Raw genomic sequence first — 23,274 nt, 5'->3', positions numbered from 1 at the left:
GAAATGCGCTTTTGCGATATTTTTAACCTACTGGGCGCTTTCCCATGATGCTGGTTCCGACACGCACAATATCGGTGCCCGCAGCAATCGCCGCATCCATATCCGCGCTCATCCCGGCCGATAGTTTGAGCTGCCGGCCAAGGCGTTCGGAGAGGCGATCCACGTCTGCGCGCACTGTAGTAAATACCTCCCGCGCATCGGCATCGAGGGGAGGAACCACCATGAGCCCTGCGAATTCTAGGTGCTCCGCCGCCTCAACGGCCTCAATCACCTCATCCAATTCCTCGCGGATTACTCCCCCGCGGGAGGTATCGCCATCGGCGGAGACCTGAATAAATACCGGAAGGTTAGTATCTCGCTCGCCGCGCTCGTGCGCGAGACCCACACCACGGTCCAGCGCATTGGCCAGTTTCACCGAATCTACCGAATGCACGCTAGTGGCCCACCGCGCGACGTGGTTGGCCTTCTTGGTTTGAATCTGGCCAATCATGTGAAAACACAGCTGGTCTAGCTCCTGTGCCTTTGCCCGGGCTTCTTGCTCGCGGTTTTCCGCTACATCCTCTACCCCAAGCTCCGCTAGAAGGGCGATATCCTCTGCGGGGTGAAACTTGGTCACGACCAATAACTGCGGTGCTGGGCGGTCATGCTCGGCGGCAATGGCTCTAATGTGTTCTTTTGTTGCGGCGAGATTATCTGCCAATTCTTGTTTCCGGTTACTCATAATTAGCCTCCAACCAAATCACACCGGCCTGGCGGCCAGTGGTTCCTTCGCGGCGATAAGAAAAGAAATCCGTGTCCTCAATGGTGCAGCGCGGATCAGAATCGATATTGGTAATGCCCAAGCCCATCAATTGACGGATCAGCCCCGCGCGCACGTCGATGCCCCACGTCCCTGTCGCGGTCTTACATTTCGAGCCGGGAAGGCGCCGTTCGACATCGTTGGCCATGTCTTCCGGCACCTCGTAGTTTTTCCCGGACGCAGCAGGCCCCATAACTACCTGGATTCGTTCCGGCTGAGCGCCAAGTTTCTGCATCTCGCGCACGGTATTGACCACGATGCCGTTGCGGGCACCGAGCCGGCCGGCGTGCACAGCGGCGATGACGCCGGCGGGGACATCGACAAGCAGCACGGGCGTGCAATCCGCGACGAGGACACCAAGGCCAAGCCGGCGTTGCGTGGTCACAATCGCATCCGTTGCTGGTACTGGGGACTCTTGCGGGCCATCGATGACGGTGACCGTATTTGTATGGAGCTGTTCCATCCACACAATGTTTTCGAGCCCGGTAACGCGCAAGAGGCGCTCGCGGTTAGCCGCCACGTTGGTGGGATCGTCGCCGACGTGGCCGCCAAGATTAAAAGACTCATATGGATATGCAGACGCCCCGCCTGCACGGGTGGTAAAAACCATGCGGACGGGGCGGCTGGTGCGATGTTCCTCGTTTACTGGCATGCACACCAGCGTAGCGGTTTGCGCTTAGCGCATGAAGGACGGCACATCGAGATCGTCGTCGCCATCATCATCGCGGCGCTGGCTTGGCCGGGACAGGCGGTAGTCTTCGCGACGCTCCTCGCGGAAACGATCGGAGTTGGTGAACAGGCCGCTAGACTCGCTGCGGCGCTCCTCGGGGCGGCGTTCTTCCACGCGGCGGTCGTCGTAGCGACGATCGTCTACGCGGCGCTCATCAGCGCGGCGATCCTCCACGCCACCCTGGCCGGCGCGTGGCTCATAGGAGTGGCGCGGTGCGTAGTCATCGGCCGCGGGCTGAGCAGGCGCCGGGGTGGCCGAGTTGCCGGACTCGCGGTCGCGGTTATCAAAGAGCGAACCGGGCTTGCGCTGCTCGGGAGCGCGCTGTGAAGATGCTGCCTGAGCGGCATTAGCCTCGGCATCGAAACCGGTGGCGATGATGGTGATGCGGATTTCATCGCCCAAGGTGTCATCAATGATGGTGCCGAAGATGAGGTTAACGTCTTCATCCGCGCGCTCTTCGACCATGGAGGCCGCGGAGTTGACCTCGTGCAGGCCCAGGTCGGAGCCGCCGGCGATGGACAGCAGCACGCCCTTGGCGCCTTCCATCGTGGATTCCAATAGCGGCGAGTTGATGGCCTGCTCGGCGGCGGTCATGGCGCGGTTATCGCCCCGTGCGGAGCCGATACCCATCAGCGCGGAGCCGGCATCAGACATGACGGAGCGAACGTCAGCAAAGTCGACGTTGATCATGCCCGGGATGGTGATCAGGTTGGTAATACCCTGGACACCATTGTGGAGGACCTCATCGGCCGCGCGGAAGGCTTCCACGATGGAAAGCTCTTCCCCACCGAGCTGCATCAGGCGGTCATTAGGGATGACAATGAGGGTATCGCAGACCTCGCGCAGCTCCTCGATGCCGGCCATAGCCTGGCGGGTACGGCGCGCGCCCTCGAACTTGAAGGGGCGGGTGACAACGCCCACGGTCAGCGCGCCCATCTTCTTCGCAATGGAAGCCACAACGGGAGCGGCGCCCGTACCGGTGCCGCCACCCTCGCCGGCGGTAACGAATACCATATCGGAGCCCTGCAGGGCGTCCTCGATTTCGGACTTGTGGTCTTCCGCAGAGGTCTTGCCCACCTCAGGGTTGGCGCCTGCGCCCAATCCGCGGGTGGCTTCGCGGCCGATGTCGAGCTTGGTATCGGCATCGGAGAAAATCAGCGCCTGGGAGTCAGTGTTGATGGCGACGAATTGGACGCCCTTCAGGCCTTCTTCGATCATGCGGTTCACGGCGTTGACGCCGCCGCCGCCGACGCCGACGACCTTGATATCCGCGAGATTGTTGTTGGAAGAGATCATGTGAGCAGGTCTCACCTTTCGCTACTTTAAGTCTGCACGTGCATTAAACGAGGATTGTATGCGCTTCACCAGAGTGAATCGCGTTCCCCTCCATCTTTAACGACACACCTGTAATTTTCATGCTCATTTTACGCGTGTCGAGACTCTCAAGTACCACTTTAGGGTTGTTGGCCTGCGGTTTTGCCCACCACTTCCGCACCATTGACACCACCCGAGAGAGAAAATAAAAGACCCTGCAGCGCATACGCTGGGGGTGCGGCGCGGCAGGGAATTTTTCGGGTCTATCTCAACCTCCACCGAGGTATCTACCCTATCCGCGGGTAGTGACCAATTCAGGGTTAGAGATATTCCATTCTTGGCCCTCCATCTTCAGCACGGTGGCGAAGGCGCGAGCCTTATCATCGTTATTTTTATCGCTGGCACCCCAGAAAATGTGGCGATCATCCTTGGTAGTGAACTGCAAGGAATAGGAATCGGTGACTTCGAGGGTGGCGACTTGGTGGCGCACGTCATCAGACAGCGCGGCAATGGCAGCCACCGCGTCTTGGGCCTCGGAGGATCCACTGTCGATGTCCCCGGTAAGTTCCACCGCACCTTCGGGAGGCTCTGCGGAGGTAAACTCCTCCCCCTTGTCATCGATGAGGAAAGTAGTGTCGTCTCGCTTCACGAAGGCGACGGGCTTGTGTTCCTGCACGGAGATAGTCAAGGTCGATGGCAGGTCACGCGAAACCGTCACCGAATCCGCCCAGTCCAAGCCGGCGACTCCATTGGCGGCCGCGTGCACGTCCACCCGCAAGAGATTTTCGCCCTCGGGCACGCCTGCGGCCTCCTGCACCTGGGCGGCATCGAGTTGGTGCACACCTTCTACCTCAAAATTTTTCACCTTAAAGATGGGCAGCGCCCACACCGCGATGGCCACCAGCAGCACGAGGGCAAGCAGGCCACCGGCGATGCCGAAACTGAGCTTCTTCGACACCCGCACTAGTGGGCCCGCAATTCATCGAGGATTTCCGCGGCCACGAGGGTGATAGAACCGGCGCCAATGGTCAAGATGATATCGCCCGGCTGTGCGATGGAGACCACGTCCTTGGCCGCGGCGGAAAAGTCTGGCTCGAAGATAACCTCCATCTCTTCCGGCATCTTATTGGTAATAATGCGCGAGGTAATGCCTTCCACGGATTGTTCACGGGCGCCGTAGATATCGAGTACAACGGCGGCATCGGCAAGCGCAAGCGCCTGCGCAAACTCGGCGTCGAATTCCATGGTGCGCGAGTACAGGTGCGGTTGGAAACAGGCGATGACGCGGCCCCCATTGCCTTCGGCCGCGACCTTAGCGCGCGCGGCCCGCAGCACCGCGGCGACCTCGGTGGGATGGTGGGCATAATCGTCGAAGACGCGGACGCTACCGCCCTGCCAGTCCACGCTGCCCCGGTACTCAAAGCGGCGGCGCACGCCGCTGAAATCCGCGAGTCCCTCCGCGATGGTGCTGGGCTCGCCGCCCGAAAGCACGCCGGCGATAAGCGCCGCCATGGAGTTGAGCACCATATGGTGGCCTGGAATCTGCAGCTGGTAGCTCACGGATTCCTCCACGCCGGGCAGGGAAAGTTGCACCGTGCACGCCATGCCGGCTGCGGTGGTCTCCTCCGCAGTCAACGTTGCGGCAAGCGGCACAGAGGTAGTGCGCGCCTTCTCCGCGCCGCCATAGCCGATGACGTTAATGCCGCGGCTAAGTGCTTGCTCACCGATCTCGGCGGCATGCTCGTCCTCTGCGCACACAACGAGGTAACCGGTTTCCGGGGTGACCAAGTCCGCGAAGTCCGCAAAGACCTTGAAATAGGCGTCCGCGGAGTGGAAATAGTCAAGGTGGTCCGGCTCCGCGTTGGTAATGACGGCAATATCGGGGCTATAGCGCAAGAGCGAGGCATCGGACTCATCAGCCTCGGCAACAAAGGCCTCGCCAGTGCCACCGTGTGCATTGGTGCCGGCGCGATTGAGCTGACCGCCGATGGCAAAGGAGGGATCCAACCCCGCGTGCTGCATGGCGCTGACGGCCATCGAGGTTGTTGAGGTCTTGCCGTGCGTGCCCGCCAGCAGCACCTGGGTGTGGCCCTCCATCAGCGCGGCAAGCAGGTCCGAGCGACGAATGAGCGGAATATTATTCTCCCGCGCGGCGACGAGCTCTGGGTTATCCTGCGGAATCGCTGCGAAGGAGGTGACGACGGTGGTGGGCAGCTCGCCGGAAAGCTTGAGGTTTTCCGCAGCGTGGCCGATGGCTACCTTGGCGCCCATCGAGCGCAATACCTCCACCGGGGTGGAGTCCTTCACATCGGAGCCGGTCACGACGGCGCCGCGGGCGGCTAGGATGCGGGCAAGACCCGACATCCCGGAACCACCAATGCCGATGAGGTGGACGCGGCTGAGATCGTACTGTGCGGGATCGGTCATTTACTTATCCTTCTTTCCTGCCTGCAGTTCTGCGTCCTGCACGCGGGTGGCGATGCGGTCAGCGATGATATTCGCCGCATCCCCCGCCTTGGATTGGGCGGCGGCCTGCGTCATGGATTTCAGGCGCTCTGGATCATCGAGGATGGCGCGGACCTCTTCGATGAGGCGATCGGGATCCAACTCGGCATCGGGAATCTGCACCGCAGCGCCGGCTTCTACCAATTCGCGCGAGTTCAGCGCTTGCTCGCCATTGCCGTGCGGCAGCGGGACGTAGATGGCGGGAAGGCCCGCGGCGGAAACCTCTGCCACCGTCATCGCGCCCGAACGGCACACCACGAGGTCCGCCGCAGCGAGCGCGCCGGCCATGTCGTCGATATACGGCAATGCGGCGTAGTTCGGGTGAGGCTTAGGCGGATCGTTTTTCTTGCCATAGGCGTGCAGGAGCTGGAAGTCCTTGGTGAGGTCCTCCGCTGCGCCCGCCACGGCGCCGTTGATGCTGGCCGCACCCTGGGAACCGCCGGTAATGAGGATGGTGGGCAGCTGCGCCAAATCCCACTTCGTGCGGGCATCCGCGGCGGTATTCCCGTCCTTATCCGCGGCGTCCGCGGCCAGGCTTGGGCGCACCGGGATGCCGATGACCTCGCCCTCCATGCCGGAATTGGCGTGGGCGTTGAGCCCAATGCCGCCGAGCTTGACGCCCAGCTTATTGGCCATGCCCGCCAGGGCATTGGTCTCGAGGACGTAAAAGGGAATGCCTAAGGTCTTCGCCGCGATATAGGCGGGCCCAGAGACGTAACCGCCAGTACCGAATACGACATCGGCCTCCACATCCTTTAAGACCTTCCGCGCCTGGCGGACAGAGCGTGCGAGCTTGACGGGCAGCTTGGCCAGGTTGGTGCTCACCTTGCGGGGAATCGGCACGGGGGTAATCAGGCGCAGGTCCACGCCGCGGGCGGGAATAATATCGCTTTCCAGCCCCTTTTCGGTCCCTAATGCGGTAATCCGAGCGCCGTAGCGCTCGCGTAAAGCTTCACCGACGGCAAGTGCGGGCTCAATATGTCCTGCAGTGCCGCCACCTGCAAGGACGACGGAAAATGGCGTGGAATTCATAGCCTAAAGGCTACCAGCGCCTACCGCCTCGGGCGGTGCTCGGCGCGCGGATACCTCCGCCCACTTCCGGTCACCGGCCGGCCGTAGCGCTCGTCGCGCACCCGCGGACGGGTCTCCTGCGGCTGAGCGTGCCGGCCCCGCTTTTTCTGCTTCCTCGCCGTCGGCGGCTGCGGCTCACCGATGAAAAAGAGGCGATCAAACAGCGGGCGCCCAAAGTTTTGCATGGCAGAAATCTGCATCGGCTCGTGGCGCGCGACGTTGCACAAAATGCCCATCGAGCCAATCGTAATAATCGCGGCCGTACCACCCGCGGAAATCATCGGCAGCTGAATACCGGTCACCGGCAGCAAGCCAACAACGTAGGCAATATTGATAAACGCTTGGGTCACCACGCCGATGGTCAGCGTCGCGGCCAGCAGGGATTGGTACTGGTTCTGCGCGCGGGTGGCGGTGCGCAGCCCCACATAGCCCAAGGCGGCGAAGAGGAAGATCACCAGCGCGCCGCCCCACAGGCCGAGCTCCTCGCCCACGATGGCGAAAATGAAGTCGTTCTTGGCTTCTGGCAGGTAGAACCACTTGGCGCGGGATTGGCCGAGGCCAACGCCCCAGAAGCCGCCATCGGCAAGCGAGAGAAAGCCCTGGTAAGACTGAAAGCCCGTGCCCTGGGTATCGGAGATATTGCCAAAGAGTGCATCGAAATAGGTGTGGAACCGGTGGGAGCGGAAGCCGCCGATGAGGAAAACGGCGACCAAGCCCAGCGCACAGAGAATGCCGATGATGATGGGCACGCGCCTGTTAACACCAGCGAAAAAGAGCGTGAAAACCACCACGAGGGCAAAGGACAAGGCCATGCCCAAGTCACCCTGTCCCACAATGAGCAGGAACATCAAGCCCGCGATGAGCGAGTACATCATGAACGGGTCCGAGAGCTTGAGGGAATGGTGTTCCTTATCCGCCAAGACCGAGGCGCCGAACATTCCTACCGTGATGCGCGCCAGCTCGGAAGGCTGCAGGGAAATCGGGCCGATATAAATCCACGACTGGGAGCCGACCTCCTCGCGGCCCGTACCGACGCCCGGGATGAGCACCGCGATCAACAGCAAAATAGAAAGGGCCAAAAGCCACGGGATGAATTTGCGCAGCGTATGCGGGGAAACCTTCAGGCCGAGCCAGAATGCGCCCAAACCAATGATGACCATGGCGGTTTGCCGCAGCGCCTGGTTCCACACGCCACCATCTTCTGTCAGCGACGTAGCCATGGACGAGGAAAAGACCATAACCACGCCAATGCCAATGAGCGAGAAGATAATCAGGCGCAGCAGCTGATAATCCAGCCCGGCTTGTTGGCGGGCTTGTTCGCGCACATCACTAATGCGCTCGCGCAGGCTCTTTGCCCGGGGGCGCTGCGGGGAGGTGGCCGTCATGAAGTCTCCTAATTTTTAAAAAGGTCTAATGCGCGCGGGCGATATCCCGCGCCGCTGCGGCAAAAAGGTCGCCGCGTTGGGCCATTCCGGTATACATATCCAACGATGCCGCAGCCGGCGCCAAGAGGACGGTATCGCCCGCCTCGGCGTGTTGCGCGGCGGCGCGCACTGCAGCGTTCATCGCTGCCTCCGGGTCGGTAGCCTCGATGAGCTCAACCGGGGTTTGCGGGGCGCGGCGGGCCAGCGCTTTAGCGATAATGCTCTTGTCGATGCCCACCAGCACCGCCGCCTTCAACCGCGCGGCGTGAGTAGCGATGAGCTCATCCACATCCGCGCCCTTAAGCTGCCCGCCGGCGACCCAAACAACGGAATCGAATCCCTCTAGGGCAGCATCGGCCGCATGCGGGTTGGTGGCCTTGGAATTATCGATAAAGGAAATCCCGCCGTACTCGTGTACCACGGCGCCGCGGTGACCAGCCACCGCGTAGGCGGCCAGGCCTTCCTTGATGGCGGCGGGGCTGGCACCCGCCAACCGCGCCACACTCGCGGCCGCCGCCGCGTCGAGGACACCTGCAAGGCCCGCCGGCTCGATTCCCTCGGCGGAGGCGAGATCTATGGCGTCCTCGCCGTCCAGCCTGGAGACCAGGCGCCCGGCGCTCACCCCTATCTCACCGGCAACCGGTTCGCCGGCGGTAAAGCCGTACACGCCGTCGATTCCTTCGGCGTAGCTGCCCGCCGCGGCATCGTCCTTGCCCACCACGGCGCGAGTGCCGCGCAAGGCCTTGGCCTTGGCGCGGGCGTAGGCATCGAAGGACCCGTGCCAATCCAAGTGGTCTTCGGCCACGTTGAGCAGCACGCCGACATCGGGGCGCAGCTCGCTGGACCAGTGCAATTGGAAGGACGAAAGCTCGGCGCACAGCACATCTACCCGCGGGGTGGCGGTCAGGGCATCAAAAAGCGAGACCCCAATATTGCCCACGGCTTGTGCGCGTAGCCCGCTGCGGGCGGTATCGGCTTGCATGATCTGGGTCAGCATTCCCGTGGTAGTGGTCTTGCCATTCGTGCCGGTGACTACGAGCCAGGTGCGAGGTGGGCCGAAAACCTCGGCGCGGTCGAGACGGTAGGCCAGCTCGACATCGCCGATGACCTCCACACCTGCGGCCTGGAAGGAATCTAAGAGGGCGGAATCGGGCCGCCATCCCGGCGAGGTCACCACCAGGTCATACTCGCCCGGTGCCGGGGCATCGGTTGATACCGTCGCCACGCCGAACTCTTCCGCCAAGGCTGCTAGGGCCGCTGCGTTGGAATCGGCGACGGTGGTATCTACGCCTAGGCGCGCGAGCATCGCCACGCACCCACGGCCAGAGACGCCGGCTCCTGCGACGAGGACGCGCCCGCGCAGAAAAGGTGGTAGCTCAGCCATGATGAGTGCCTCAATCCTTAAGTATCTAGTGTCGAAACTTTTATTGCAGGTTTCCAAAGCTGACTGCAGAGAGCCAATCGCCGTAGAAGATGCAGATGCCCGCCATTGCGGCCATTGCGCTTAATAGCCAGAAGCGCGTGACAACCGCGGTTTCGGCCCAGCCGCCGTTTTCAAAGTGGTGGTGGATGGGCGCCATGCGGAAAAAGCGCTTGCCCGTCGTGCGGAAGACCACGATCTGGATGACTACGGAGACCGTCTCGATGACGAAGATGGCGCCGATGATGATCATCAGCAGCTCGGTGCGGGTGGTCACAGAAAGGCCGGCGACGAGGCCACCGAGCGCGAGCGAACCGGTATCGCCCATGAAGATTTTCGCAGGTGCGGCATTCCACCACAGGAAGCCGAGGCAGCCGCCTAGGCCCGCGGCCGCGAGAACCGCAAGATCCAAGGGATCGCGGACCTCGTAGCAGCCGGCGGCCGGGGAAATCGAGCACGAGTTGCGGAACTGCCAGAAGCTAATGAGCGTATAGGCACCCATCACCATCGCCGTGGTACCGGCGGCGAGGCCGTCGAGGCCATCGGTCAGGTTGACCGCATTCGACCACGCGGCGATGAGCAGGTACAAAAAGACCAAGAAGATGATCGTGCCAATAACGGCGCCGCCGACGGCAATATCGAAGGTGTCGAAGTCGCGGACGAATGACAGGTTTGTGGACGCGGGGGTCAGCCCATTGGCATCCGGGAATTGTAGGGCGAGGATGCCGAAGATGAGCGCGATGGCCAGCTGTCCTACCAGCTTCGCTGTTTTATTAAGGCCGAGGTTGCGTTTTTTAAACAGTTTGATGAAGTCATCAGCAAAACCCAGTCCGCCGAGTCCCATGGTCAAGAAGTAGACCAATAACCCCGAGGGGCTAAATCCACCGTTGCCTGTCGCGCGGGCATAAATTCCCACGATGAGGTAGGCCACGGTGATGGCCAGCAGGATCGCCAGTCCGCCCATCGTCGGGGTGCCCCGCTTACGCAGGTGGAGCTGCGGGCCGTCTTCGCGGATTTCTTGGCCTTTTCCGACGCCAGAAAAATACCGAACCAAAACTGGGGTGGTAAAAATCGCGACGAGGAAACTAACGACGCCCGCGATAATGATCTGAGTCATTGCTAGAGATCTTTCTCCTTGAGATAGGGACTATCGGCGATTGAGCTGTTCTGCCACGCGCCACAGGCGCTGGGCATTCGAGGATTTCACGAGGACGACGTCCTTGGCCGTGCGCGCGAACCAATCCTCCACCCCAGCAGGGGCTACCCGCAAGATATTGTCCACGGCCGCCGTCGCGGCCTCAATATCGGGGCAAAGTTCAGTCTGGATGCCGTGCGCGTGCGCGGCCTCCGCCATGGCTACGGTATGGGCTCCTTCTCCTACCGCGACGAGGTGATCCACATGGTACTTCGAGAGCACCGATCCAAGAATGCGGTGGGCTTCGACGGCTTCGCCGCCGAGCTCGCCCATCTCACCGAGCACCGCGATGGAACGGGCATCGGGACGGGCCGCGGAGGTATAGGCCAAGGCGGCAATCGCCGCGTGCATCGAATCCGGGTTGGCATTATAGGAGTCATCGATGACGGTGACGCCATCGCGGCGGGTGCGCACGTCCATACGGTGCGCCGAACTCGTCTGGTGTCCGCTGAGCGCACGCGCGACAACCGTGGGTTCCACGCCCGATTCGATGGCCGCTGCGGCCGCAGCCAGGGCGTTGGAGACCTGGTGCTTTCCAAAGACCTGCAGTTTAATCTCCATCGGCGCGACGCCAGGGGCGTGGAAGGTAAAGGACGGGCGGGCGACATCGTCAAGCTCAATGTCTGTGGCATAGTACTGCGCATCCGCGGCTTGCGGTCGATTGGCGGAATAAAATACCACCTTGGCCTGCGTGCGCGGTGCCATAGAAGCCACGAAGGGATCGTCCGCATTCAGCACCGCTACCCCGCCGTCTGCCGCGGCGGGCAGGGCCTCAATGAGCTCGCCCTTGGCCTGGGCGATATTTTCGCGCGAACCAAACTCCCCCAGGTGGGCAGTGCCCACGTTGAGCACCACGCCCACCGTAGGGGCCGTGATCTCGGTCAAGTGGCGAATATGGCCGATCCCGCGCGCGGACATTTCCGCCACGAGGAAACGCGTATGCTCATCGCAGCGCAGGGCGGTATAGGGAAGGCCCACCTCGTTATTGAAAGAGCCGGGCGGGGCGACGGTTTCGCCCTCAGCGCGGAAGATGGTGGCCAGCAGATCCTTGGTAGAGGTCTTGCCCGCGGAGCCGGTAACGCCGACAATATCCAGGCCCTGCTCTGCGGCGAGGCGGGAGGTCACCTCGCGTGCGAGATCGGATAATGCCCCGATCACAGCCGCGGCGGAACCATCCTCATCATTGGCATAAATATCCGCATTCGCGGAATCACCGGTCACGCGGCCTTGGGGCTTGACGATGACCGCCGGTACCCCCACCGGCCGAGCGGCCAGCACGGCCACGGCGCCTTGTTCTATGGCTTTCTCAGCAAAATCATGGCCATCGACGCGGGCACCCGGCAGGGCTACGAACAAGCTGCCGCTGGTGACTTTGCGCGAGTCAAACTCCACGAAACCGGTCACGCGTTCATCGGGATCATCAACGCTATCCAGGCTACCGCCGGTTATCGCGGCGATATCTCCAATAGAAAGTGGAATCATTACTACTCCTTCGTATCCCTAAGAGTATCGCGATGCGCCGTTCCCGCCAGCTTTTCCTCAATGGCGCGCGCCATTTCCTCTCGGTCATCAAAGTGCAGGGTGCGCTCGCCCACAAGCTGGCCTACCTCGTGGCCCTTGCCGACGACGATGATGGCATCGCCCGGCTGCGCCCAATCCACGACTTCATCAATGGCACGTGCGCGCGAGCCCTGCTCCCGGATATCGGCGTCCGGCGCAGCCTCCCGGGCGCCCTGGATAACCGCCGCGCGGATTGCGGCGGGGTCTTCGGTGCGCGGGTTATCATCGGTGACCACCGTGAGATCCGCCCGGGTGGCCGCAGCCTCTCCCATAATCGGGCGCTTGGTGCTATCGCGGTCACCGCCGGCGCCGACGACGACACCCACTCGCCCGGAGGTGCCCTCCAATTGCAGGCGCAGGGTATCGAGCACTGCAGCAATGGCTGCGGGCTTGTGGGCATAATCCACTACGGCCACGAAGTCCTGACCGCGGTCGATCCTTTCCATGCGGCCCGGAACGGCGACGTTTTCCACGCCGGTCAAAAAGACCTGCGGGTCTTCGCCCACCGCAGTAGCCATCCCTAGGGCGAGCGCGGCGTTGGCGATATTGAATTCGCCGGGCAGCGGTAGCCGGAAGGAATAGTCGGTGCCATCTAGGTTGAGGTCAACCTCCTGTGCACCGGTAGCCTCGGTGGCCGTCTGCTGGGCGGAGATCGTGGCATCGCCTGCGCGCGTAGCCACCGTCGTAACCGGGGTATCCGCGTCTTCTACCATTCCGTGCAGACGCTCACCCCACTCATCATCAACGCAGATGACCGCGCGCTCGGCGGCCTGCTCACCTAGGAATAGCCGGGACTTGGCCGAAAAGTACTCCTCCATCGTGGGATGGAAATCCAGGTGGTCCTGGCTGAGGTTGCTGAACCCAGCCACGGCAAAGTTGGTGCCGCGCACGCGGCCGAGCTCCAAAGCGTGGGAGGACACCTCCATGACTACGTGGGTAACACCCTCGTCCTTCATGCGGGCGAAAAGCTCTTGCAGCCGTGGGGCTTCCGGCGTGGTCAAGGAGGTGGGCACCGGCGTGCGATTGATGCGGGTGCCGGTCGTGCCGATAAGGCCTACGGAGTGGCCAGCCTGCAAGAGACCAGCCTCCAACAAGTAACTAGTCGTCGTCTTGCCGGACGTGCCGGTAATCCCCAAGACCGTAAGATCGCGAGTGGGGTGCCCATAGATTTCTGCGGCGATGGGGCCTAAGACGGAGCGGATATCGTCTACCACGATGATCGGCCGAATCTCGTTGGCCTGGCGGAGGTGGTCGAGCCCGGGGGCATCGGTAAGCACCGCGCCCGCCTTGGTATCCCCGACGAACTGCGCGCCGTGCACGCGCGTGCCCGGAAGGGCGGCAAATAATGCGCCTTCGGGAAGGCTGGTGGAATCCAATCCGCACGCGCTGACCTCAACGGTGCCATCACCGATGACGCGTCCGTGCGAAAGCTGCGCAAGTTTTTCTAAGGAAACAGACATTTCAAGCTCCTATTGTTCCCGCAGGGTCATCCGCGGCGCTGGTGTCGAGGTCGGAATATTGTCGCGATTGAGCAGCCAGGAAGAAATATCCCGGAAGATGGGGGCCGCGGACTGGCCGCCACCACCATTGTCTTCCACGCCGGACTTAGGCTCATCGAGCATGACTGCGACGACGAAACGTGGGTCATCGGCAGGCGCAATGCCCGCGAAGGTAATCCAGTACGCGGAATTAGAATACGCCCCGGAATTCGGGTCCACCTTCTGCGCGGTACCGGTCTTGCCGGAGAGCTGGTAGCCATCCAATTGGGCATTAGCGGCCGTACCGTTTTGCACCCCGGCATCGTCATCTTGGAAGACGGCGCGGAACATATCCACCGTAGTTTTGGCGGTTTCCTTGTCTACTACCTGGGTCTTCTTTGGCTCGGGCAGCTTTTCCGTTTCGCCATCGGGGTCTTTGATCTCGTCGATGATGCGCGGTTCGATGCGCTCGCCGCCATTGGCCAACGCTTGGTACACGCTAGCCATCTGCAGCGTCGTCCACGCCTGACCTTGGCCGATGGGCAAGTTGGCAAAGGTGCCGCCTGACCACTGCTCTTGGTCTGGCACCGTGCCGGCGGATTCATTCGGCAGCTCAATGCCCGTGTTAGCGCCCAAACCAAACTTCTTCAGGTACTCCGCATATTTCTCAGGCCCGAGCTTATCCGCGATCATCAAGGTGCCCACGTTGGAGGACTTACCAAAGATGCCGGTGGTGGTATACGGCTCGGTGCCGTGAGTCCAGGCATCGTTGACGGTCACGCCAGCCATGTCGATGGAGCCCGGAACCTGGTGCACCTCGTCCGGAGTAGTGATACCCTCCTGCAATGCGGCTGCCGCCGTCACTATCTTGGCAACGGATCCCGGCTCATAGGGGTGGGAGATGCTGCGGTTCTCAAAGTCCTTGCCCTCTTTGAGCTGGTCTTCGATATTCTTATTCGGGTCCACCGTATCGGTATTAGCCATGGCGAGCACCTGGCCCGTCGCGGCATCAAGCACTACAGCCTCGGCACCCTCCGCCTGCGAATTGGCCTTAGCCTTTTCCAGCTTTTGCTGGACGTAAGTCTGCAGATCCAAATCGAGGGTGAGGGTGACGTCGCGGCCGTCAACGGCATCCACGACATCGCGCAGGGTGCCGGGGATAACCTGCCCATCGGTGGAGACATCCTCCGTTGACTGCCCATCAATGCCGGTCAGCTCGGTATCGCGGGCCGCCTCAAAGCCAAATTGGCCGTGGCCATCCATCGAGACCTTGCCCACGACGTTTTCTGCAATCGCCCCATTCGGGTACTGGCGGATATCCTGCCGGTCAGCTGCCACACCGTGGTACTTATTGGAAATCTCTACGGCAACATCCGGGTCCACATTGCGGACCAAGACCTCGTACTGCGTATCGGCTTTGAGCTTGTTTTTAATATCGTCCGCATCCACCTTGGAGGCAGAGGCACCCGAATCCTCAATCATCTTCGGGATACCCTCAGCCATCTCCTTGAGCTTGTCCTCCATTTGTTTGGTGAGGTACTCATCTTTTTTGCTCTCATCCATGCCCTCGAGTTTTCCCTCGGACGTGGCTTCCATCTTCGCCTGCTCTTTCAGTTCATCGCGCAGGCGCGTGGGAGAGACAGTCAAAGAACGAGACTTCATTGTATAGGCCAAACGCTGGCCATCCCGATCCAGGATCTCTCCCCTGCGGGCGGGGTCGATGTAGACGCGTTCGCGCTGGGTAACGGCCTTCGCCGCAAGGTCTGGACCCCAAACCAATTGCACCCAAGCAAGGCGGCCGCCCAAAGCGACGGTGGCGACGACAACACAGGTCAAAATGATGCGCAGGCGCTGGCGCATGATCGCTTTTTGGGGCACAACAGAGCTAGCAGCGCGGCGCGGCCGCGGACGGTGTCCACGGTTGCCACCATTATTCGGTGCAGTCACGGTGCTCAGTCACCTTCCCTTCGCCGCCACAGGTTCTTGCGTGTATCGATTGTGCCCTACAAGATGGGCAGTGCCCGCGCTACCACGCGCGAGCACAGAGAATTTCACCACTTATTCTGTCCGTTTAATCGGCCTGGCTGGTGTACGGCGCGCGGGCGGGAAGGTTGGGGCGACTATCGCTGGCGTTATCGCGGTTATCGTCGTCATCGCTGCCGCGGTGCTCATCCCGGTTCTCGTCCGCATCGTTGCCGCGGGCATGTTGCTGCTGTCCGCGCGGCACGGCGTTGAGAGAATCAGACATCCCCTCCGTATCCTTTGGATCGCTCGAGGCTTGGCCCGGGCGGATGGGTTCACCGTTGACATCGATAAGCTTTTCCGTATCCGGGGTGCCTTCGCGCTTGGCGATGATCTCTCCATCCCCGCCTACCTCAGTCACGCCGGGTTGCTTGGGCACTGCCATGCCCAATTCATCCGCGCGGCGGGCAATATCAGCCGAGGAGCTCAAGTTTTCGGCGTCCCGATTCAGCGATTCAATCTGATTATCCAACTGCGATTCCTGCACCGTCAGCTGCTGGATTTTAAACGTCTGCGAGGTGGACAAACCCGAGAGCCACATGGCCAGCACTACCCCGCCAATGAGCAAGGTAACGGCCAAGACGGCAACTCGGACAAAAGCGTTATTCTGCTTCGTCTGCTGTTGCAGCCGCCGGCCGCGGAAGCTGACGACCTGCTTCGAACCAAGCCGGTTCGGCCCGCGGTGCGGCACCCGGGTACGGCTGGGGGCCGTGCGGCGCACCGTTTTGCCAGTGGTCCTGGTGGAGGTGCGCTCGCGCACTGCGGTAGGCGCTCCCGTATCGATTCCGGTGGTGAAGTCTCGGCTGGCGCCCATGCTGCGAGTGGCCTCTCTGTCGCGGCTATCCGTTAAGTGCTGGTTTCGGCGTGGGATGGTGCTCATTTCTTGCCTCCCGGGGGTAAAAATTCTGGCGTGCCTTCAAGCCGTTCTAGGGCGCGCACGCGCACCGACGCGGCGCGGGAATTTTCTTCTACTTCCGCCTGAGATGCCTTTTCGGCCCCACGGGTAACCGTGGCGAATTCCGGTGCGGTACCCGGCAGGTCCATCGGCAAGCCGGCAGGCGTGGTGGACGTAGAAAGGTCCTTGAATGCCGCTTTTACGAGGCGGTCTTCTAAGGACTGGTAGCTCATAAAGACCGCGCGCGCCCCAATGGAAAGCGCATTTGTAATAACGGGAAGCACATTTTCAATGGCCTCCAACTCGCGGTTTACCTCTACCCGCAGCGCTTGGAATGTGCGCTTTGCGGGATGCCCACCCGTGCGGCGCGTTGCCGCCGGAATGGTCGAGTAAAGAAGCTCAACCAGCCGGCCCGAGGTGCTAAAAGGTTCCTTCTCGCGCTCCTTGAGCACGGCGGAGGCAATCTTGCCTGCGAAGCGCTCGTCACCATAGGTCTTAAGAATCCGCGCCAAGTCCCCGTGCGAATACGTATTGAGTACGTCAGCGGCGGTAAGTCCATGGCTCGGATCCATCCGCATATCCAGCGGCGCATCCGTCTTATAGGCAAAGCCGCGCTCTGCCTGATCCAGCTGCATGGAAGAAACACCCAAATCAAAGAGGGCTCCCGCAATACCGTGGGCGCGGGCAGTTTCAAAGATATCGCCCTCGCCCTTGGCAATGGCGGTGCCGAGCTCATCGAAGCGAGCATTGACCGCGTAAAAACGCGAACCATAAGGCTCTAGCCTCGCCGAAGCATTCTGTAATGCCTGCTCATCGCGGTCCACACCGATAACGCGCGCCTGCGGAAAGGTCTGGAGGAAGTACTCGCTGTGGCCGCCGGCACCCAAGGTGGCATCGACAAGCACAGCCTGCGAGCCCGCATCCTCTACCCCGGGGCGCAGGAGCTCTGCCATGCGCTCGCGCATGACCGGCACATGGCCGTGGTTATCCGCCACATCGTAATTAAGGTCAGTTGTAGCCATGTCTCCCCGCGTCCCCCTTTCTTATTTCCGCTGTGCAGGACTTCCTATCGTGGAAAGCACGACGAGTGCATATAGGGCCCTGTCCGAGGCAGGTTTCTGATATCGGGGAAGTACACCAGAATCATCCGCCTCGGACAGAGTCCTTACACGCACTCGAGATGCGGGCTTCTACAGCAATCCCGCAAGTACGTCATCGGCATCTGCTGCCGAATAAGCATCTTCAGTTTGCGATTGATACTCAGCCCACGCGGCTGCATCCCAAATTTCAAGGAAATCTACCGAGCCAACCACCACGCACTCTTTGGACAAGCCCGCGTACTCACGGTGGCCTGCGGACAAGGTGATGCGACCATGCCCGTCGGGCCGCTGTTCGTCCGCACTTGCCGCCAAGTTACGAATGAAAGCGCGTGCTTCCGGATTGGTTCGAGAAACCGCCGCAGCCTTCCGTGCGCGTTCGGCGAACTCTTCGCGCGGGTACACGGCCAAAGAATGGTCTTGCCCCTTAGTGACCATCAGGCCACCTGCGAGTTCATCACGAAATTTTGCAGGAAGCGTTAAGCGCCCTTTGTCATCAAGTTTCGGAGTGTAGGTTCCGAGAAACATCCCGGCGTCCACCTTCCTCACTCGACAACTCCGGATTCCCTCACGTCAGAAGAGAGTTTTTCAACCCCATTCCTCCGCTGCGCCCCACTCTACCCCACTTTCCCCCACATGCCCCACTTAAATCGCTATATTCTTAATAACTCAAAACGTATGTGCAGTTAAAAGGGTGTTTTTACGGTGGGCAGATTTCCCGCGCCCCACCTTGACACCCCCGGAGATCCACCCCTTTAATCCCACCTACAACATCAAAATTACTTCACCCCATACGCCACTCACAGCGCATTGCCTGCATAGAGCCCAGGTATTTCCCCCTCCAGCACCCACAATCCCCCACCGCACCGCAGTTTTGGTAAGAAGGTGGGGCAAAGTGGGAAATTTTGGTGAGCCATAAAAAATCCCCAGCCACCCTTTATGGTGACTGGGGAAATGAAAAGTTCGCGGTTAGCTCTCCTCAAAGCGCCGACGGAAGTTTTCTTCCAGCTTGCTGCCTACTCCATTACTACGGGATGACGCTGCCTTCTTTGCCCGCCCATTAGTGGACTTTTTCTTTCCTGTGCTAGCGGGCTGGTCGCCACGAAGCATCCACACACCAGAGGCAAACATGACAAGGAATCCGGCGATGGACAGCGCAATAAACCACAAGTTTTGCTGCGCCAAGGCCACGCCGCCGACGAGCATGCACAGACCAACCACGATGAGCGCAACCCCACGCAGGGTAAAAGCGCCGCCGGAACCGCCGATCGAGGTAGATTCAGACACAGAAGCGCCAAATTTAGGATCGTCCGCTAATAACGATTCCTCTATTTCACGGAGCGTGCGTTGCTCCTGTTCAGAAAGAGACACTTTTCCTCCAACTAGGGACTGGGCTTCGGCCGATATATCTTCTACCTATACTAACGTCCAGAGTAACCAGTATGTTCCCCAAAAGGTAGTTATTCCTCTCAGCAGTGATTATGCCGCGGTTATGCCGCAAAAGAGCCCAGAATTGTCTCGGCTTCACTCTCATCTAAAAACTGCGCTGCCTGCTGCATTAATCCGTAGACATACTCCTCATCCGGAGTTGCATCCAAACCAGATGCCACCCGGGCGCGAGTGCGAGAATAGGACTTGAAAGCCTCCGCCCACTGCTTTTCTTCGGCCCCGATTAGAGCCAAGCGATCCCACGCGCTCGTTGGCAGGCGCCGGCGACGAGAGACCACCGATACCGCTACCCGCGCGCCAGCCGTACGCAATGCAGACTGATAGGCCACCTCCAACGCCTGATCAAAGCGACCCTCCGCCGCGTAGCTTCTCGCCTGATCTAAAAGCTCGCGGGCTTGAAATAAAAAGTGTGCCCGCTTCGCACCCTGCTTGCCAGTGAAGCGACCGGTAGTGCGGGACTGCGTTGCCGAAATAATCTGTGCCATTGTTTTTCTCCTGTAGTGCGCCAATAACTAACCGTGTTCGACTGCCGTTGACTTTAAGCAGCCGACTGGACATCTAGTTTCTATTCTAGGTCACATGTTCGAATTACTCAAGAGTTTTACCAGCCATATATCCCTGCATATCGAACATTGTTCGATAGTTTTTAATGTTCGATGGAATAACCCCACCCCACCCTCGTCCGCCGGTAGCCGCACGTATCTGGTGAGATAGATACCGTGAGTTTCGAAATCCGCCGCTTAACCCCGCAAGAGTTCTCAATGTTGTCTCCTCAGCTCGTGGAGATATACATCGAGGCCATGGGATATGACCCGGTCACGTTTTCGCGCAGTGTTGACCATTGGCGGGCTGATTCCATGCGCCCAGGGTTTACAGCGCTTATCGCCACGCATGACAACGGCGTCGTGGGCGTGGCATATGGATTTTTGGGATCACCGGATAGCTGGTGGGATTCCGAGCTGCGCCGAGCCCTGCGCCGCAATGGCGGCCCAACGGAGTCCGAATGGCGCATGCTGCGCAATTACTTTGAGGTGGCCGAAGTACACGTGCTACCGGCCTTTCAAGGACACGGTTTAGGCAGGCAGCTACTAGAAGGGCTGCTGTGGAATATCCCTGCCCAATACGCTTTATTATCAACACCGGAGGCGCCACAGGAAGCCAACGGGGCGTTTCGCCTCTACCGGTCTGTGGGCTTCTTTGATGTCGTGCGTCACCATCGCTACCCCGCGGATCCCCGGCCCTTCGCCATTTTGGGAGTGAGCCTGCCGCTATAAACCTGCGTTATTTCTTCTCGGCTCTAGGCGGTATCGTGTGGAGGTGTGACTATGACGAATATTCCTGAGCTTGCGGATATCCCCGGCGCGGTGCGCGAAAAACTGGCCATCTTCTTGGATCAGCGCCGGGATCACGTGGCAGAGATCGGCGCCCCGGTCAGTACCGCCATGAGCTTCTTGGAATCATTCGTCCTCGATGGCGGAAAAAGGGTGCGCCCCATGTATGCGTGGGCGGGTTACCTCGCCGCAGGCCGCGGCTCGGAATCCCCTGAGGCCATGCTGCGCGCGGCGTCCTCGCTGGAGTTTATCCAGGCCTGCGCACTTATCCACGATGACATCATTGACGCGTCGAATACCCGGCGCGGGAAACCAACGGTGCATCGGGAAGCAGAGCGCCTCCACCGGGAATCTGATTTCTTAGGGGATCCGGAATTCTTTGGTACGTCGGTCGCCATCTTGGTGGGTGATTTTGCGCTGGTCTATGCCGAGGATATGTTTCAGGATTCCGGGCTTAGCCCGCAGGCGTTGCAACGTGCACGCGAGCCTTGGCGTGGAATGCGCACCGAGGTTTTGGGCGGCCAGTTGCTCGATATTTCCCTCGAGGCAGCCGGTTCCGAATCCGTGGCGCTGAGCAATTCCGTCAATCGCTATAAAACCGCCGCCTATACCATCGAGCGACCCCTGCATTTGGGCGCTGCCATCGCGGGTGCGAGCGAAGAGTTAATCTCGGCTTTCCGCGGCTATGGGCACGATATCGGCATTGCTTATCAGCTGCGCGATGACCAACTGGGAGTTTTTGGGAATCCTGCGATCACCGGCAAGCCCGCTGGGGACGATCTACGGGAAGGCAAGCGCACGGAGCTTCTCGCCCTAGCGCTACAGCGCGCCGATGAACGCGATCCCAGCGCCGCCGCTACCCTGCGGAAATTCATCGGCCGCACCTCCGATTCGCAGGACTTGCTGCGCCTGTCCCAAATCATTGCGGATTCCGGCGCCCCCGATGAGATTGAGCGCCGCATTACCGCGTTGACGGAATCCGGGTTGGCTCATCTGCGTGCGGCACATGTGGATCCGCAGATCACGGAAACGCTAGAGCATCTAGCCATTCAGGCGACGACGCGACAAAAGTAGGTATCACTGTGGCCAAAACCTACTCCTTGCCAGTCCCCCGCGCGCTCCCGCTGGGCCTCGTGGCCTCGTGCATACTTCTGTTCTCGTCTTTTTCTGGCGGCTCGACCCGCAATCGCGGCGGCGTGCTCGAAGCGCTCAATATCGGCTTCTTATCATATGGTCACGGGCGCAACCTCGGGTTGGTGCTGTATTGGGTGGGCATTTTCCTCCTCGCCGCCGCCTGGGTGCTTGCCGGGCGCATGATTATTCGCCGGCAGCTTAAGCACCCGCGCCCGGAGGGAGGGGTACGCGAGTTACAGCGCATCCTTATCGCATGGGTCACCCCGCTGCTTTTCGCCGGCCCCATGGCTTCCCGGGACGTGTATTCCTACCTCATGCAGGGCGCCATGGTCCGCGATGGGTTCGACCCATATACCGAGGGCGCCGCCATCAACCCCGGGCCCTTCCTGCTGGAGGTCTCGCAAGATTGGCGCAATACCACCACCCCGTATGGGCCACTGCACCTGTGGATTGGCAAAATCGTCACCACCGTCGTGGGCGATAACGTCACCGCCGGGATCATCATCTATAAGCTGCTTTCACTATCAGGCTTTGTCCTCATTGCGTGGACGGTGCCGCGCATCGCCCGAAAGCTCGGCGCGGATCCGGCGGTCGCGCTGTGGATTGGCGTTGCCAACCCGGTCATCATCTTGCACCTTATCGGTGGCATGCACAATGAATCCCTCATGGTTGGCCTCGTGTCCTTAGGGCTATTGGCCGCGCTGCACCAGCGCTTCCACGCGGCGTTGCTGTTAGTCGGTACGGCGGTGGCAATGAAGGCTACCGCGATCTTCGCTGCCCCCTTCATCGTCTGGCTCATGGTGCACCGCTACGCGCCTAAGGGTTCTACCGTGGTGCACACGGCGGTAGCCTTCTTCTGCTCAGGGGTCATCGCGGCCGTGGAAATCATCGCCACGGTAGCGCTTATTACTTGGGGCTCCGGCACCTCATGGGGGTGGCTTTCCCAGGTCAGCGGCAACTCCAAGGTGATTAACCCCTTGGCAGGCCCGACATTGGCCGCAGACATCATCGTTCCCGCGGTCCACATTTTTGATCCGGACGCCTCCTATAACGCCATCTTGGGCGTCCTGCGCACGATCGCGATGGTATGCATGCTCATCGGCTTAGTCATCGTGTGGTGGCTAAGCCGACATACTGTCCGCGATGCCATTATGGGAACCGCGGCGGCCTACCAGGTTGCCTTCGTCTTCAACTCGGTGACCCTGCCGTGGTACTACGCCTCCATCTTTACGCTCATGGGCACCTTCCGCCCGCCGCTGTGGCTGCTGAAGTTTACCTCTGGCGTAGCGTTATTTATCAGCTTGAGCTTTTCCGGCGACGGCAACCACCAGCTCTATAACTGGTTCTGGGTCATCGGCCTCATCGTTGTGTCCTGGTCCGCAACGCAGTGGATGTTCGATGGCATTGGGCACAAAGGCCCTCAACTGCCCACACGCAGGGCTAAAAAGCAGACGCCTGAGCCCGCCGAATAACCTCGCGCGCCAGGTGCCCGTGCAGGGCGTCAATGGGCCGGCCAGGAAGGGAGTCATCTGCGGTAAATAGGTGGCGCAGGATTTCCTCGTCGTCATAGCCGCCATCGGTAAGCACGGTAATAACGCCGGTGACATGCTTGGCGATGCTCCCCTTGTCATTGAAGAATGCCAGCGGCACACGCTTGCCTTCGGGCGAGTCCCAGACAATGAATTTGCGGTCCTGGAGCAGGTCATAGGCGCGCGTGATGGGAAGACCTAGCTTGTCTGCCACCTGCTGCATGCTGAGCAGCTCTTCGCCGGCCAATAAGGAATTCAGGGAATTTTCTGCATTAGTCACGCCACCTACTTTAACGCGGCCTAGTGGATCGGCCATACTGG

Annotated in this window: 21 protein-coding genes; 3 read left to right on the top strand and 18 right to left on the bottom strand. The window is 60.6% G+C overall.

From position 1 onward, the window contains the following. Positions 1–22: 22 nt before the first annotated feature. The 17 genes from ABRP88_RS00530 to ABRP88_RS00450 all read right to left on the bottom strand — a co-directional run bounded on the left by ABRP88_RS00530 (position 23) and on the right by ABRP88_RS00450 (position 19,444). Positions 23–721, bottom strand: coding sequence for a YggS family pyridoxal phosphate-dependent enzyme (locus ABRP88_RS00530; RefSeq protein ID WP_349835684.1), 699 nt, complete (start codon positions 719–721; stop codon positions 23–25). Next, positions 714–1,451, bottom strand: coding sequence for a peptidoglycan editing factor PgeF (gene pgeF, locus ABRP88_RS00525; protein ID WP_349835681.1), 738 nt, complete (start codon positions 1,449–1,451; stop codon positions 714–716). Before pgeF ends, ABRP88_RS00530 begins: the two co-directional genes overlap by 8 nt. 24 nt (positions 1,452–1,475) lie before the next feature. Next, positions 1,476–2,825, bottom strand: a complete 1,350-nt coding sequence (gene ftsZ / locus ABRP88_RS00520; RefSeq protein WP_284769518.1) for a cell division protein FtsZ — start codon at positions 2,823–2,825, stop codon at positions 1,476–1,478. 310 nt (positions 2,826–3,135) lie between these two features. Further along, positions 3,136–3,807, bottom strand: a complete 672-nt coding sequence (locus tag ABRP88_RS00515) for a cell division protein FtsQ/DivIB (protein WP_349835680.1) — start codon at positions 3,805–3,807, stop codon at positions 3,136–3,138. Next, entirely contained in the window at positions 3,807–5,270 is a 1,464-nt protein-coding gene (murC, locus tag ABRP88_RS00510; RefSeq protein WP_349835677.1) for a UDP-N-acetylmuramate--L-alanine ligase, read from the bottom strand. Before murC ends, ABRP88_RS00515 begins: the two co-directional genes overlap by 1 nt. Further along, a complete protein-coding gene (murG, locus tag ABRP88_RS00505) occupies positions 5,271–6,380 on the bottom strand; it encodes an undecaprenyldiphospho-muramoylpentapeptide beta-N-acetylglucosaminyltransferase (RefSeq protein WP_349835674.1) in 1,110 nt (369 codons plus the stop codon). A gap of 20 nt (positions 6,381–6,400) precedes the next feature. Beyond that, positions 6,401–7,804, bottom strand: a complete 1,404-nt coding sequence (locus ABRP88_RS00500) for an FtsW/RodA/SpoVE family cell cycle protein (protein ID WP_284853332.1) — start codon at positions 7,802–7,804, stop codon at positions 6,401–6,403. A gap of 25 nt (positions 7,805–7,829) precedes the next feature. Continuing rightward, positions 7,830–9,227, bottom strand: a complete 1,398-nt coding sequence (murD, locus tag ABRP88_RS00495; protein ID WP_349835672.1) for a UDP-N-acetylmuramoyl-L-alanine--D-glutamate ligase — start codon at positions 9,225–9,227, stop codon at positions 7,830–7,832. Between the two features lie 40 nt (positions 9,228–9,267). Continuing rightward, entirely contained in the window at positions 9,268–10,380 is a 1,113-nt protein-coding gene (gene mraY, locus ABRP88_RS00490) for a phospho-N-acetylmuramoyl-pentapeptide-transferase (RefSeq protein WP_005278411.1), read from the bottom strand. 30 nt (positions 10,381–10,410) lie between these two features. Continuing rightward, complete coding sequence (locus ABRP88_RS00485) at positions 10,411–11,940, bottom strand: UDP-N-acetylmuramoyl-tripeptide--D-alanyl-D-alanine ligase (protein ID WP_284769512.1); 1,530 nt, start codon at positions 11,938–11,940, stop codon at positions 10,411–10,413. A 2-nt stretch (positions 11,941–11,942) separates the two neighbouring features. Then, positions 11,943–13,478, bottom strand: a complete 1,536-nt coding sequence (locus ABRP88_RS00480; protein ID WP_349835671.1) for a UDP-N-acetylmuramoyl-L-alanyl-D-glutamate--2,6-diaminopimelate ligase — start codon at positions 13,476–13,478, stop codon at positions 11,943–11,945. Positions 13,479–13,487: 9 nt separating this feature from the next. Then, on the bottom strand, positions 13,488–15,356 hold the full coding sequence (locus tag ABRP88_RS00475; protein ID WP_284783564.1) for a peptidoglycan D,D-transpeptidase FtsI family protein: 1,869 nt from the start codon (positions 15,354–15,356) through the stop codon (positions 13,488–13,490). Between the two features lie 211 nt (positions 15,357–15,567). After that, positions 15,568–16,398 carry a cell division protein FtsL gene (gene ftsL, locus ABRP88_RS00470; protein WP_349835669.1) on the bottom strand — a complete coding sequence of 277 codons (831 nt, stop codon included), beginning with the start codon at positions 16,396–16,398 and terminating at the stop codon, positions 15,568–15,570. Then, the gene (gene rsmH / locus ABRP88_RS00465; RefSeq protein WP_349835667.1) at positions 16,395–17,435 is read right to left on the bottom strand and encodes a 16S rRNA (cytosine(1402)-N(4))-methyltransferase RsmH; all 1,041 of its coding nucleotides are present in this window, start codon (positions 17,433–17,435) and stop codon (positions 16,395–16,397) included. Before rsmH ends, ftsL begins: the two co-directional genes overlap by 4 nt. Positions 17,436–17,603: 168 nt before the next feature. Further along, a complete protein-coding gene (gene mraZ / locus ABRP88_RS00460) occupies positions 17,604–18,038 on the bottom strand; it encodes a division/cell wall cluster transcriptional repressor MraZ (RefSeq protein WP_034654127.1) in 435 nt (144 codons plus the stop codon). Positions 18,039–18,479: 441 nt separating this feature from the next. Continuing rightward, entirely contained in the window at positions 18,480–18,881 is a 402-nt protein-coding gene (locus tag ABRP88_RS00455) for a DUF3040 domain-containing protein (RefSeq protein ID WP_284769508.1), read from the bottom strand. A gap of 119 nt (positions 18,882–19,000) precedes the next feature. Further along, positions 19,001–19,444: an SAV_6107 family HEPN domain-containing protein gene (locus ABRP88_RS00450; protein ID WP_284783552.1), complete on the bottom strand. Its 444-nt coding sequence runs from the start codon at positions 19,442–19,444 to the stop codon at positions 19,001–19,003. A gap of 234 nt (positions 19,445–19,678) precedes the next feature. Here ABRP88_RS00450 and ABRP88_RS00445 point away from each other — a divergent pair, with 234 nt between their 5' ends. From ABRP88_RS00445 to ABRP88_RS00435, 3 genes are read left to right on the top strand one after another with little or no spacing between them, the layout of a single operon-like run. After that, a complete protein-coding gene (locus ABRP88_RS00445) occupies positions 19,679–20,233 on the top strand; it encodes a GNAT family N-acetyltransferase (protein WP_284783553.1) in 555 nt (184 codons plus the stop codon). 51 nt (positions 20,234–20,284) lie between these two features. Continuing rightward, entirely contained in the window at positions 20,285–21,364 is a 1,080-nt protein-coding gene (locus tag ABRP88_RS00440) for a polyprenyl synthetase family protein (RefSeq protein ID WP_349835665.1), read from the top strand. Positions 21,365–21,372: 8 nt separating this feature from the next. Continuing rightward, entirely contained in the window at positions 21,373–22,896 is a 1,524-nt protein-coding gene (locus ABRP88_RS00435) for an alpha-(1->6)-mannopyranosyltransferase A (RefSeq protein WP_349835664.1), read from the top strand. On the opposite strand, the gene ABRP88_RS00430 is transcribed toward ABRP88_RS00435, so the two are convergent. Beyond that, the gene (locus tag ABRP88_RS00430; RefSeq protein ID WP_005278391.1) at positions 22,865–23,269 is read right to left on the bottom strand and encodes an Rv2175c family DNA-binding protein; all 405 of its coding nucleotides are present in this window, start codon (positions 23,267–23,269) and stop codon (positions 22,865–22,867) included. The genes ABRP88_RS00435 and ABRP88_RS00430 overlap by 32 nt on opposite strands. Positions 23,270–23,274: the final 5 nt, after the last annotated feature.

The sequence above is a fragment of the Corynebacterium sp. KPL2734 genome (assembly GCF_040225595.1).
GTDB classification, from domain to species: Bacteria; Actinomycetota; Actinomycetes; order Mycobacteriales; family Mycobacteriaceae; genus Corynebacterium; species Corynebacterium rhinophilum.
This window is presented reverse-complemented; position numbering and strand designations above follow the sequence as displayed.